The sequence below is a fragment of the Colwellia sp. MB02u-14 genome, from assembly GCF_014076915.1.
In the GTDB taxonomy this organism is placed as follows: Bacteria; Pseudomonadota; Gammaproteobacteria; order Enterobacterales; family Alteromonadaceae; genus Colwellia_A.
In genome coordinates this window covers 546,018-559,935 of sequence record NZ_JACGUX010000079.1, presented here as the reverse complement: position 1 = coordinate 559,935, position 13,918 = coordinate 546,018, and the positions used below count along the sequence as shown (strand labels likewise).

The following is a 13,918-nucleotide window of genomic DNA, read 5'->3' as shown; positions in this document are numbered from 1 at the left end:
CATTTATTTTTCTTTCAAGGCACACTCAATCGTCTATTATTATAAAAACTGATCATTAAATTATTATTTAATCGGTATCAGACCCTATTTTTATCCCACTAAACGAGGAAACTAGGCATGTTATTTCAAGGTCAAAACCTTTCTGCCGAATTACTGAATGACGGCATTGTTGAATTTAAATTTGACGCACAAGGCTCAGTGAATAAGTTCGATCAGGAAACTTTTAAAGAATATATTGAAGTGGTTGCTGCGATTAATAATTGTAGCGATGCGAAAGGCGTTTTAGTGACGTCTGGAAAGTCTAACTTTATTGTTGGTGCGGATATCACTGAATTTTTAGCAATGTTTAAACTGCCAGAAGCGGAACTTGTTCCTTGGATCAAAGGTGGTTCAGACGTTTTTGACTCATTTGAAGACATTAATTTGCCAACAGTTGTTGCGCTTAATGGTTTTGCTTTAGGTGGCGGTTGTGAAATGAGCTTAGCTTGTGACTACCGTATTGCTGATACAACATGTTCAATAGGTTTACCTGAGGTTAAATTAGGTCTTATTCCTGGTTTTGGTGGCACAGTGCGCTTACCCAGAATTATTGGCGCTGATAACGCGGTTGAATGGATGTCTACCGGTAAAGCTTTTAAACCAGAACAAGCTATGGCTGTCGGTTTATTGGATGCTGTTGTTGCCCCTGAGTATTTGCGTGAAGCGGCTATTAGCATGCTTAAAGAAGCAATGGCAGGCAAGTTAAATTGGCAAGCTAAACGTCAACAGAAACTCGACGCGCTAAAACTTAGCCCTGTTGAATCAATTATGACCTTCAATACGTGTAAAGGTATGATCGCCGCTAAAGCCGGTAAACATTACCCTGCACCAATGATGATGGTAAAAACTATCGAAGCTGCAGCTTTACTCGGTAGAACAGAAGCGATGCTTATTGAAAATGCTAACTTTGCTAAACTTGCTAAAACTGATGCTGCTACCGCGCAAATTGGCTTGTTTATGGCAGACCAAGTGGTTAAAGGCAAAGCAAAGAAAGCCGCTAAAATGGCAACTAAACAAGTGAATAAAGCCGCTGTATTAGGTGCTGGCATTATGGGCGGAGGTATTGCTTACCAGTCTGCCTATAAAGGTACGCCAATCATCATGAAAGACATTAATGATGCGGCACTGGATTTAGGTTTAAATACCGCTGCTGGCATTTTAACCAAGCAAGTTGAACGTGGTCGCATGAATGTTAAGACTATGGCTGGCGTGTTAAATAACATCACACCAACACTTAGCTACGATAGTGTTAAAGATGTTGATATTGTGGTTGAAGCCGTAGTAGAAAACCCTAAAGTAAAAGGTATGGTACTTGCTGAAGTAGAAAGTTTTCTTTCTGAGGATGCGATTTTAACTTCTAACACCTCAACAATTTCTATCGATTTGTTAGCGCAAAGTGTAAAGCGTCCAGAAAACTTCTGTGGTATGCATTTCTTTAATCCGGTAAACAAAATGCCATTGGTTGAAGTTATTCGTGGTAAAGCAACTTCTGAAGAAACTGTTGCAGCTGTTGTTGCTTACGCCGCTAAAATGGGTAAGTCACCGATTGTTGTTAACGACTGCCCTGGCTTTTATATCAACCGTGTTTTATTCCCATATTTTGCTGGCTTTAGCCAATTAATGCTTGAAGGCGTTGATTTTGCAGCTGTTGATAAAATTATGGAAAAACAATTTGGTTGGCCAATGGGCCCAGCATACTTACTTGATGTTGTTGGTGTTGATACCGCCGATCACTGTACGGGTGTCATGTCATCTGGTTTTCCTACGCGTATGGCAAAAATCGATAATGACCCAGTAAGCACTTTGTATAGTAACAAGCGCCTTGGTCAGAAAAATGGCAAAGGCTTTTATGATTACGGTCAAGACAAGCGCGGCCGTCCAACAAAAGTAGCTTCTGCTGATGCTTACGCATTGTTTGAAAGTACCTGTGCAGACAAAAAAGAATTCAGTAGTGAAGACATTATTGCTCGCTTAATGATCCCTATGGTCAATGAAGTGGTGCGTTGTTTAGAAGAAGGTGTTGTTGATACTGCCGCTGAAGCTGATATGGGCTTAATTTACGGTATTGGCTTCCCACCGTTTAGAGGTGGTGCAATTCGTTATTTAGAAACGTTAGGTTTAACTAACTTTATTGCTATGGCCGATAAGTATGCGCATTTAGGTGAAATTTATCAGGTAACTGACGGATTACGCGAAATGGCTAAATCAGGTAAATCTTATTTCAACACAGACGTAAAAACAGCATAAGCTAAGGAGAAGAACATGAAAGAAGTAGTCATTGTAGATTGTATTCGTACACCAATGGGACGCTCTAAAGCTGGCGTTTTTCGTAACGTTCGTGCTGAAGGTTTATCAGCGCATTTAATGCAGCAATTATTAGTGCGTAACCCTAATTTGGACCCTTCATTAATTGAAGATATTATTTGGGGCAACGTTAAGCAAACTAAAGAACAAGGTTTTAACATTGCGCGTAATGCACAGTTATTAACTGACATTCCAAAAACTGTTGGCGCGGTAACGGTTAACCGTTTATGTGGTTCATCAATGCAAGCTTTGCATGATGCAACAACCAATATTATGTGTGGCCAAGGTGATGTCTTTATCGTTGGTGGTGTTGAGCACATGGGACACGTTCCTATGATGTACGACGTAGATTTTGATCCGGCCTTGAGTAAGTATATTTCTCGTGCGGCTGGCAACATGGGGTTAACCGCAGAGTTACTTGGTAAGCAGTTTGGTATTACTCGTGAACAACAAGACGCTTTTGCAGCACGTTCACACAGAAAAGCTTATGAAGCACAGCTCGCTGGTCGTTGGGACAATGAAATTGTTGCCACCCAAGGACACGATGCAATGGGCGCGTTAACGCTTGTTGAACATGATGAAGTTATTCGTCCTGAAACAACGATTGAAACGCTTGCCGGTTTACGTCCAGTGTTTGACCCAGTTAACGGGACAGTAACGGCCGGTACTTCTTCAGCGTTGTCTGATGGTGCATCAGCAATGTTAGTAATGTCAGCTGATCGTGCAAAAGAGCTTGGTTTAACGCCTCGTGCGCGTATTCGTGGTATGGCGGTTGCAGGTTGTGATCCGTCTACGATGGGCTTTGGTCCTGTTCCAGCCACGAAAAAAGCATTAAAACGTGCCGGTTTATCTTTAGCTGATATTGAATTAGCTGAATTTAATGAAGCCTTTGCGGCTCAAGCCTTATCGTGTGTTAAGTCTTTAGGCTTAGAAGACCGAGCTGAAGATATGATTAACTTAAACGGTGGCGCTATCGCCTTAGGTCATCCATTAGGGTGTTCTGGCTCGCGTATCACAGGTACTTTATTGAACCTAATGGAAGGTCAAGATGTCAGCATAGGTTTAGCGACTATGTGTATCGGTTTAGGTCAAGGTATTGCAACGGTAATTGAACGCGTTTAATTGTAAAATTTAACCGCGTATTATTAATGTAAATAAAGCTCACTTCGGTGAGCTTTATTATTTTATAAGTAAAAATGTACTACTTTTCTTTTGCCACCCAACGCATCATATCTTTAAAACTTGGCTCTTTACCGTACATACTCATGCCCATTTTAAATAACCTTGCAGCAGCAGTCCTTACCCAAAAACATAAAATCACCAATAAACTAAGCGATAATAATGAATGCCAAAGCGGAACATCGATAAGCGACATTTTTACTGGCATAGCGACAAAGGAAGTTAAAGGGAAGAAACTCAAAAAGGTTAAAGCCCAACCAGAAGGACCATCCATTGTGATGAATGCCAGAATCATCGGTACTAAGGGTAACAGCATTATACTTGTTTTTGCGCTATGGTTCGGATCGTCAATCGCTGCTGCAATTGCTGCCATAAAGGCAGTACAAAGGTAAACACCGGTTAAGGCAAATGGTATTAACCAGGGCAGTAATGACCAATCTATCATGGAAAAATCAATGATACCGCCTTTAATAATTACGGTAACAAAGGCATAGCCCAACATGCCAGTAATCACTATTGTGATCATGGCTTTAATTGAGTGTAACATTTGACCTAAAATTTTGCCGTCGATCCAAGTTTGCGCTGATATACAAGCATATAACTGCTCGGTTACGCGTTGTTGTTTTTCACCCGTAACACTGACAAACAGTTGACCAAAAGAAGTGAAAATACCAATAGCCAAAATAACAATCATAGCAATTGCCGTTGCCTTCGCGGGGCTATTATCAGACTTTATACTCTCATCTAAGTACTTATTTTCAAAGATAGAGGATTGATTTAAAACATTTAACTGTTCTTCCGCCAAACCTAAACTACTAGCGTATTGTACGGTATATTGTTGACTCAGCGTTTGTTTTAACTCGCCGAGCCAACTTTGTTTGTTTTTACTGTAAAGAGTAATTTGTTTTACCGAGTTTGTAGACGGTGTTTCTGATAATACCGCGTCCCAGCTATCTTCCTGGGCTAATTGTTTTTTTAATTGTTTAAGAGGGGCGTTACTGGCAATAAATTCAAAGCTATCACTATTTTGAAGTTGTGACATCGTTGCAGGTACAGCAACTTTATAAACAGTAAGTTGATCATCTTTTATATATTGCCACAACATAATTATTAACCCAATGGCGACAATGATTAACTTTGATATTATTTCTTGTTTCCATTTGAAAAAATGCATGAATTCCCAAGACGTTACTAACCAAACTTGCTGCTTTTTACTATTTTTTTTAATCATTGTTTATAGCTCCGTGATTAGCGATAGCATTTAGATAAAGCTGATGTAAATCCATTTTTTTGCTATGCATAGCTTCAAGGTCACCTATGGAGGTTAAGCGTTGAAGTAACTCATTGATTGACTGTAAAGGTGTTAAACTCAGCTCAAGCGTTTTGTTGTTAGTTAAGCTGTGTTTGGTATCAGCCAGTATTTCTGATACTTTACTTGAATCAAGCTCTTCTGAAAATTGCGCGGTTAAATGCGTTGATGAATCAATTTTCTGCTGAATTTCTTGTAAACTGCCGTATAAAACTGCTTCGCCTAAGTTCATTAATAACATCCGATCAGCCAATTTTTCCACCATAGCCATTTGATGAGCGCTTAATATAACGGTCATTCCTTTGGCTCTTAGTTCAGACAAAAATATAACGACTTTTTCTTGATTGACGGGGTCTAAACCGGAAAATGGTTCATCTAAAATAACCCATTTTGGCTTATGAATAACGGCAGTGATTAATTGGACTTTTTGCTGGTTGCCTTTAGATAAGGTTTTCAGTTGATCGTCTTTGCGCTCTAATATGTCAAAACGCTCTAACCAAAATTCAGCTTCTTCTATTGCCGACTTTTTATCAACACCATTAAGTTGTGCAAAATATATCAAATTCTTCATCAGTGATTTTTCAGGGTATAAACCTCTATCTTCAGGTAAATATCCTAAGGTATGAGAAGGAATAGATGAGTATTTATTTCCGTCCATGGTTAATGTTATGGTGCCACTATCAGGTTGAGTAAAACCCGTTAACATGCGTACTAAGGAAGATTTACCCGCACCATTTGGCCCTAACAAAGCAAAAATTTCACCTTGGCTAACGTTAAATGACAGGTTCTTGATCGCGGCTACATTGGCATAATTTTTTTGGACGTGAGTTACAACTAGCTCCATGGTTTTTCTTTCCTTAATTAAAACTATAAAAATTAATCATTGTGAACTTAGTATGATAATTAGCAATTTTATTACAAGAAAAGAGAATTATTTTTAAAACGTAAGATATTTTAAATCTTTATTGATTGTTCTGAGTTTATGCGTTTTTTATCTGGTAATACGCGACATCAAATTCAAATAATGGGTCGATGTGTCTGTATGTTTTAACGTAAGACATACCTATATTCTTCATGACACCAATTGAACCGAGATTATTTTCGTCAGCAATCGCGCTAAATTTTTTGTATTCAGACTTGGCTGCTAAGACATCTTTAATATGTTGCGCCGCTTCACTGGCAAAGCCTTTGCCCCACGAAGTTTGAAAAAATCGCCAGCCGAGTTCTAGGTTATCAAATTCAGGTGAAGTAGAGAAAAAATTCATTGGCCGAACAAGTACCCAACCAATGTATTCATTGGTTTCAGTGCTATTAACTTGCCATATTCCCCAACCTTTTGTTGAGTTCAAGTATTTTTGCATGCGAGGCACTAAAACGTTATAAATAGTCTCGCGTGAAGATGGATTACCATCGCTGATAAAACGCATCACTTCAGGGTCTTGATCAAGTTGATACAATAACTCTGCGTCGTCAATTGTCATTAATTGGTAGCTAAGTCGAGCAGAGTTATTAATTTTCATTTTATTGACTGGGGTATCGTTAAACTAAAGAGTCTTGTAGTGGTGGTACCACTTGTTTTTTACGGCTTAGTACACCATCTAACCAAACTTTACCGTCAACAAGTGGTTTGCCATAGGCTTTTTCAGTTAAGTCAGCATTGTCGCTGATCACTAACATTTCAGAGCCTTCTTTCATGATATCAGTAAGTAATAATAAAACAGTATGGCGCTTACCTTCGGCTTTTAATTTTGCAATGTCAGCAAACAGTTCAAGCTTCATATCATCAAAAATTGCTAAGTCGAGTACTTCTAATTGACCAATACCCACTAAGTTACCATGCATATTAAAATCTTTAAAATCACGTAAAACTAAGTCGCGTACTGGTGTGCCTAATACGGCTGATTTAACTTCAAACATTTCCATACCTAGGGCTTTAGCGTCGCTGATGCCAGCAATTTCAGCTAATGCTTCAACACACTTGATATCAGCAGTGGTACAGGTGGGTGATTTAAAAATAACGGTATCTGATAAAATAGCGCACATCATTGCACCAGCAATATCTTTTGGAATTTCTACATCGTAAAAATCGTACATCATTTTAATGATGGTATTGGTACAACCAACAGGGCGAACCCAAATTTCTAGAGGTGTAGAAGTGGTAATGTCACCTAATTTGTGATGGTCAATAATACCTAATATTGTTGCTTCATCGATATCATCAGGTCCTTGAATACGGTCTGAATGATCAACAATGTAAATACCTTCACCAGCAAAACTTGTTTTTAATTCAGGTTGCTCAAAACCAAACTTGTCTAAAATAAACATTGTTTCTGGTGAAAGCTCTCCTAATCGGGCTGGTAGGGTTTCTTCACCTAGAGTTGTTTTTAAATAGGAAAGGGCAATGGCTGAACAGATCGAGTCTGAATCAGGAGTTTTGTGTCCAACAGCGTAATTAGGCATAAAAAAATTCTCGTTTTAGCGTGTTATATTGAGGCAATGTTTTAAATTGACAATATTTTAGCAAATAAACACCGCGAGTGAAAAGTTAAAGCTTACATTAAGGCACTAAATTATATTCAAATGGGCTAACTGAGCGAGTAATAAACCTAAACCAACAAAGGTGAGTACTAAAACAATAATAGGGAGTTTGATTATTCTTAGTAAATAAAATCCCAATAGTACACAACTACATTCTACCACTGAGCTAACAGCACTACTAAAAATAGGATGATAAAGTGCAGAAAATAATAACCCAACGACCGCGGCGTTTACGGCCATCACTGCACTGGCTATTCTCGGTTTTTTTGCTAAGGAATGCCAAGAGTTCTCAAAGGTTAACAGTAATAAAAATCCGGGTAAGAAAACAGCTAAAGTGGCGACTGCAGCACCTAATAATGGATTTTGTGTAAAAAGCTCAGCACCTAGAAAAGTCGCGAGGGTAAACATTGGGCCAGGCACTGCTTGTGCCGCCGCATAACCGCTAAGAAAAACATCGTTAGATAACGCTTCACCAATTGTTTGCTGCAATAACGGTAATACCACGTGCCCGCCACCAAAGACCATACTGCCTGCTTGGTAGAACTGATTAAATAATATAATAAGTTCAGAGGGGGCTTTAGTCACCCCAGCATAGATTGATAATGGTAAAGCAAAAAGAATGACGAAGAACAAAGTCAATGGCAGTATTTTAAACTGTCTTGAGGTGAGTACTGCAGGTTTAGCAACTTCAGAGCTAACCGATGTTAATGACTGATTGACGAAAAAACCAAAGCCTGCGGCGATGATAAGTATGAACATTTGCGTCGTTAAACTCGGTAAAGCAATTAAAGCAATCGCTGTTATAGTCGCAATTAACTTATGCGTGTAATTATTACAAAAGCTTTTAAACATCGTAAAACAAGCATCAGCAACAACAACAACCGCTAATAATTTTAAGCCATGAATTACGTGACCAACCCAGGGTTGTTCAGCACCAGTAATATTTATAGCAAGTAAATAAAGCAGTGTAAATGAGGGGAGTGTAAAGCCCAAAAATGCGGCAATACCGCCTAATAGTCCAGCTTGTCTTAGGCCAATAGCAAAACCTAATTGGCTAGAGCCAGGACCGGGTAAAAACTGACTTAACGAGATCAAGTTTGCAAAGCTTGTTTGATCTAACCATTTAAGCTTCTCAACAAATATTTTTTGAAAGTAGCCAATATGCGCAGCAGGTCCACCAAAACTGATACAACCTAAGACTAAAAAACGCCAAAATACTTCAAATGTTTTTTTCATAAAAATTTCGTTAAAAGCAAGCCAGTTATATTAGTTATTGTATCGTAAAAATATGAAGGGGATATTAAATTTAATAATAAAAAAAAGCTCAATGAATTGAGCTTTTTTTTATATTGGTAAACGAAAAGTGTTAGTTACTTGTAATAAGCTAAACACGCTTCTACTTCGTTTTTAGAACCCATAATAACTTCGACACGCTGATGTATGCTGTTTGGCTGCATATCCATAATGCGGCCTTCGCTGGTCATTGCTAGTCCGCCGGCTTGTTCAATGAGAAAACTCATTGGGTTGGCTTCATACATTAATCGCAGCTTGTGAGGTTGTTTCGGGTTTTTACTGTCTTGTGGATAAGTAAAAAGCCCACCGCGTGTTAATACGCGATGAATGTCGCCTACCATTGCTGCAATCCAGCGCATGTTGAAGTTTTTTCCTCGCGGGCCGGTATCGCCAGCGAGTAAGTCACTAATGTAATTCTGCATTGGTGCTTGCCAAAAGCGTTGATTAGACATGTTAACGGCAAACTCTTGTGTGTCGGTAGGCACTTGAACATTACGTTCAACTAATAAGAAACCACCGTGGGTGCGATCTAGCACGTAAAAGTGAGTTCCGCTGCCTGTTGTCATTACCAACATCGTCGATGGACCATACAATACATAGCCGGCACAAATCTGCTTATTACCTGCTTGCTTAAACATATCCGGATCACTAGCATCCATATCGCTTGGCGCTTCATGGATAGAGAAAATAGTCCCAATTAATGAGTTAATCTCAATATTAGAGCTACCATCAAGTGGGTCGAAAGAAACAAGGTATTTCCCGTCTTTTTCACCAGCAACTGAGGTATCTTCCTCTTCAGAAGAGATCGCTTTAACAAAACCAGACTCCAGTAAAATATCTTTTAGTAGTTCATTTGCAACAACATCTAATTCTTTTTGAACTTCACCTTGAATGTTTTCATCCAACGTTGACCCCATTAAGTCACTTAAATGGCCTTGGCTAACACGAAATGAAATTTCTTTAGTTGCCGCTAAAATTGTTTTAATCAGCGAAATTAAATCGAGTGGAACATTATCTTGGCGTAAAGCTGGTGCTAGTCGTTGCATCGGGTTACCTAATTGATTTAGAGTAAGACTCTGATATATTGAGTCATAAAATTGTTGGCTACTTAGTGCCGTTACATAGCAAATAATAGCAGCTGCATTTTTAATTTATTATTTTATTATGGAAGGTAGCGATGAAATCGTTTAACCTTTACCTTTGTGCCAATGATAACAAAAATAATGGAATGACTTGAATAAATATTTATAGAACTAAAAATAAAATAGGAAAAAACGATGAAATTCACACTTCGTGTCTTTTTAATATTTATCTGTAGTACGTTTTCAATAGCCGCGCTTAGCGCAGGCACTCAAAGTTATAGTGACTTTGTCAAAGCGAAAGATTATCAGCAAGACTTTTTATTCCAAAGTGCTTTTTCACAAGGGCTTGGTGCTCAGAATATTGGACTTGACCGAGGCCAACGGGGAGATAAACGATTAGTTCGCTTTGAAAAATGGGGCAAGAAAATTTTTCTTCATCAGCTCAATACTTATAACCGAGCTGATACAGACCCGATGGATGTTCGTTATAACGAGAGAAATGGTGTGTGTTGATGGACACTTCACTTTTTTTTCTCGGAGATTGGCAAGTTAATCCAAGTACCAATACTTTGCGCCGTGGCGAGCTTATTAAACAGCTTGAGCCCAAGGCAATGGATGTATTACTACTTTTATGCGCGCAGCAAGGGCAAGTATTAAGTGCTGATAATATCGCGACCCAATGTTGGGGGATGGATATTGGCGACAACCCAGTACACAAAGCCATTACCCAATTGCGTAAAGCTCTAGGTGATAAAGCCAGTACACCGACTTATATTGAGACCATCCGCAAACGCGGCTATCACATTATTGCCAAGCTAGATTTCCCCCTTGATGACGAGCTAAAAGCGGAACAAAAAAACTGGCAGGGAGCCTCACCGTTTCCGGGTCTAGTGGCCTTTGAAGGCAAAGACGCTCAAGTATTTTTTGGCCGTAACACTCAGATTTCAACCCTTTTAGAACGACTATCAAACCAAATCAGTGCCCAACATACTTTTTGCTTAATATTAGGCCCCAGTGGCACAGGCAAATCATCTTTAGTGAATGCCGGTTTATTGCCAGCGTTAACCAGCAAAAATGGGTATAACGGTATTGGCGTGATATCACACACCAGTATTGATTTTGCCGACATCAGCCTTGAACGACTGTTCATAGATTTAGCCTCTGCCATGCTCGACTGGGACGTAAACGACCAGCCAGTATTTGCAGGTATGAGTGCCGAAAACTTGGCCCAACAGCTGCAAAAAGACAGCAATACTTCAATTGAACAATGTATTCAAGCACTTAAAAAAACACAGCAACGTTATAGCAAATCGCAGTTTTTATTATTTATCGACCGGCTTGAAGTGCTGTTGTCGTCACCTGTTTTTAGTGATGATGAACGAGTTGCTTTTTTAATATTAATTGAAAAACTCGCCACCAGCGGTGCCATTATTGTCATCAGCGCTTGTCGAAACGATTTTTATCCTTTGGTGGTGAATCACCCCAGCCTAATGGCAAATAAAGGGAACGGTGGACATTTTGACTTACTTGCCCCGACCCACGCTGAACTGATGCAAATGATCAGATTACCAGCGAAAGCCGCTAACTTAACATGGTCAGTCGATGCCGATTCAGCGACCCCCCTTGACCAAATGTTATGTGCTGAAGCGTCCAATAACCCAGACACCTTGCCCATGTTGCAATATACCTTACAAGAATTATATTTGCAGCGTAGTGAATCCGATGAATTGCAGGTGTCAGTATATAAAACGCTAGGGGGCATTGAAGGGGCAATTGGTAAAAAAGCGGAGGAAATTTATCAACAATTACCCGCCGAGCATCAATCACAATTAGCCGCAGTGTTATCACGCCTTGTTACATTAAGCCCAGACGGCGAAACGATTACGAGTCGCACGGCGCGTTGGTCAGAATTATCCCAGACCAGTGAAACCTCTTTTGTCCAAGCAATGGTTAATAGCCGTTTATTTGTGTCTCACCTGCAAAATAACGAACCTTGTTTTAGTTTAGCGCACGAAGCATTATTAAGACGTTGGCCCAGGGCCAGTGAATGGATCTCTGCTCACAAAGACAGTCTTACGATTAAAATTCGCTTGCAGCAATTAACTGAACGTTGGCTTAAGGAAGACAAAAGTTCGGCTTACTTATTACCACAAGGAAAACCCTTAGAAGAAGCTCTTAGCCTGCAAAATATGCCAGTTTTTACTTTAGATGCCGATGAACTGGATCTGCTAAAAGCCTCACAACAAAAAGTTAAAACTAAACGCTGGTTAACTCGCTCAACCATCACCTTATTATGTTTATTAACCTTTACCGCTATATTTATGAGCGTAAAAAGCCAACAAGCTGAGGGCCTAGCACTGCAAAAGCGTTTAGAAGCCGAAAGTCTATTGGGTTTTATGGTTGGTGAATTTGCGGACAAATTGCGCAGTGTTAAACGTATGGATTTGCTCGATGGCATTAGTAATAAGGCCTTGGAGTATTTTAGTCAGCAAGAGGACGATTACGACGATAGTGGTTTGTTTTCATTGTCTAACAGCTCACTTAACTTTAAAGCAAGGTTTCAACATGCGCAAACTTTAGGGGCTATGGGGGAGGTGGCGTATTCTCGAGCTAAAACTGATGAGGCGGTGCAGGCTTTTAGTTCTGCGAAAATCATACTAGATAAGCTGTATATAGAACAGGATGATAATTTAGAGTTATTAAAGACTTTAGGTGCCAATGCATTTTGGTTGGGGCAGTTGGCGTATGACAAAAGTGATTTTGATAGTGCTCAGCCGTCGTTTGAGTTGTACCGTGATTACAGTATGGAAATGAATCGGTTAGAGCCAGAAAATATGGATGGAAAGATTGAGTTATATAATGCATTAAGCGTAATAGGGACACTCTATTTAAGACAACAACGCTATGATGTAGCTAAAACAGCATTCCAATCATCATTGAGTAAAACAAACCAACTCCTAATAAAATATCCCAATGATAGTGTAATGCATTCAGACAAAGTCGATGCTCTATTATGGCTAGCGACCACTGAGCAACATAGAGGTAACTTAGAGGCAACACTTTTGTTGCTAGAAGAAGGTCAAGGGATAATACAAGAGGCTCTAGCATTAGAAGGGAATAATGCAAACCTGTTAGAACGTTTAGCTTATTTACATTGGAGGCAAGCTATACTTTTAGATTATCAAAATGCTTATTCACAAGCATATATTTACATATCTAAAGCATTTAAAACCTTACAAAAAGTATTGATGCAGGATCCAGGAAATGAAGTATGGAATAAGGATTTACTCAAAATAAAATTATCAAAATTATTATTTTCTAAGAAAATAGGAATACCTGAAAATGATGAATTTTTAACCAAAATGAGTCCAAAAAACATTAGAAAAATTCAAGATCCAAATACCCTTGTAGCAGTTATCAAATACTATCAAACTGTTGGTAACTGGAAGGCAAGTTCTAATTTAATTCAACACTCCCTACAAAACTTAGAATTTAAAAATCCATCGAATATAAGCGATGCTAGAGAGACTTTAGCCTTTTCACATTTAAAACTACTAGAGGCCTCTCATCTTATTAATGACAATAATATGTTTGATCTGTCTAAAACATGCAAACAAGTCATTGAACTTCTAGACCCCTTAGTAAAAAAAAGTCGCAGTGTTGAATATTTATTACCTTATATTCAAGCGCATGACTGCATTGGGGAACGAAATAAAGTCAAGACAGAATTAGCATATTTAGAAGAAATGAGAATAAAAGTGAGCGATTTCAGAATAACCAAACCTTCAACCCAAAATAAGGAAAATTGAAAATGAGTAAAGCAAGCAAAAATATCACTGTTACCGTCAATATAACGAATGGAATTGCTTCGTTTAGTTATTTGCCAGACGGCAAGATTAATATTACTGAATCAACAGATGTAGTTTTTACATTAAGTGACTCAGACAGTACAGGGTTGTCATTTGCAGCACCTCTAGTTGCCTATGTACCTATAGATGCACCTCGCGACATTACTGCAAATTTATCTGAAGATAAACAAATTCTGACACTAAGTGATACCGATCTAGATCAAGAAGAGATTGCGGTACAACTTGTGGTACAAGATACATACGGAAATACTTACGCTAGTCCAGACCCCAGAATTGTAAATAAACCAGACTAAGATCCGTTTATG

11 protein-coding genes are annotated in these 13,918 nt (G+C 38.9%); 5 read left to right on the top strand and 6 right to left on the bottom strand.

The window, feature by feature from the left end; all coding sequences use genetic code 11:
- Window positions 1-117 precede the first annotated feature (117 nt).
- Both fadB and fadA read left to right on the top strand, forming a co-directional pair.
- Window positions 118-2,286 (top strand): fatty acid oxidation complex subunit alpha FadB, encoded by a 2,169-nt coding sequence (fadB, locus tag H4J52_RS12860; RefSeq protein WP_182177442.1) that lies wholly within the window; start codon window positions 118-120, stop codon window positions 2,284-2,286.
- Between the two features lie 15 nt (window positions 2,287-2,301).
- The gene (fadA, locus tag H4J52_RS12855) at window positions 2,302-3,465 is read left to right on the top strand and encodes an acetyl-CoA C-acyltransferase FadA (RefSeq protein WP_182203291.1); all 1,164 of its coding nucleotides are present in this window, start codon (window positions 2,302-2,304) and stop codon (window positions 3,463-3,465) included.
- Between the two features lie 79 nt (window positions 3,466-3,544).
- On the opposite strand, the gene H4J52_RS12850 is transcribed toward fadA, so the two are convergent.
- The 6 genes from H4J52_RS12850 to H4J52_RS12825 all read right to left on the bottom strand — a co-directional run bounded on the left by H4J52_RS12850 (window position 3,545) and on the right by H4J52_RS12825 (window position 9,708).
- On the bottom strand, window positions 3,545-4,753 hold the full coding sequence (locus tag H4J52_RS12850) for an ABC transporter permease (RefSeq protein WP_182224874.1): 1,209 nt from the start codon (window positions 4,751-4,753) through the stop codon (window positions 3,545-3,547).
- A complete protein-coding gene (locus H4J52_RS12845) occupies window positions 4,746-5,675 on the bottom strand; it encodes an ABC transporter ATP-binding protein (RefSeq protein WP_182224872.1) in 930 nt (309 codons plus the stop codon). The genes H4J52_RS12850 and H4J52_RS12845 overlap by 8 nt, the downstream gene beginning before the upstream one ends.
- A gap of 136 nt (window positions 5,676-5,811) precedes the next feature.
- On the bottom strand, window positions 5,812-6,351 hold the full coding sequence (locus tag H4J52_RS12840) for a GNAT family N-acetyltransferase (RefSeq protein ID WP_182177434.1): 540 nt from the start codon (window positions 6,349-6,351) through the stop codon (window positions 5,812-5,814).
- A 19-nt stretch (window positions 6,352-6,370) separates the two neighbouring features.
- Window positions 6,371-7,291, bottom strand: coding sequence for a manganese-dependent inorganic pyrophosphatase (locus H4J52_RS12835; RefSeq protein WP_182177432.1), 921 nt, complete (start codon window positions 7,289-7,291; stop codon window positions 6,371-6,373).
- Window positions 7,292-7,396: 105 nt separating this feature from the next.
- A complete protein-coding gene (gene chrA / locus H4J52_RS12830; RefSeq protein ID WP_182224870.1) occupies window positions 7,397-8,605 on the bottom strand; it encodes a chromate efflux transporter in 1,209 nt (402 codons plus the stop codon).
- Window positions 8,606-8,739: 134 nt separating this feature from the next.
- Window positions 8,740-9,708: a class 1 fructose-bisphosphatase gene (locus tag H4J52_RS12825; protein WP_182177428.1), complete on the bottom strand. Its 969-nt coding sequence runs from the start codon at window positions 9,706-9,708 to the stop codon at window positions 8,740-8,742.
- A gap of 231 nt (window positions 9,709-9,939) precedes the next feature.
- On the opposite strand from H4J52_RS12825, the gene H4J52_RS12820 reads away from it, so the two are divergent.
- Genes H4J52_RS12820 through H4J52_RS12810 form a run of 3 tightly spaced genes read left to right on the top strand, consistent with a single transcriptional unit; the run spans window position 9,940 to window position 13,906 of the window.
- A complete protein-coding gene (locus H4J52_RS12820) occupies window positions 9,940-10,257 on the top strand; it encodes a hypothetical protein (protein ID WP_182224868.1) in 318 nt (105 codons plus the stop codon).
- On the top strand, window positions 10,257-13,553 hold the full coding sequence (locus H4J52_RS12815; RefSeq protein WP_182224866.1) for a winged helix-turn-helix domain-containing protein: 3,297 nt from the start codon (window positions 10,257-10,259) through the stop codon (window positions 13,551-13,553). The genes H4J52_RS12820 and H4J52_RS12815 overlap by 1 nt, the downstream gene beginning before the upstream one ends.
- Window positions 13,554-13,555: 2 nt before the next feature.
- On the top strand, window positions 13,556-13,906 hold the full coding sequence (locus tag H4J52_RS12810; RefSeq protein ID WP_182177423.1) for a DP-EP family protein: 351 nt from the start codon (window positions 13,556-13,558) through the stop codon (window positions 13,904-13,906).
- The last annotated feature ends 12 nt before the right edge of the window (window positions 13,907-13,918 follow it).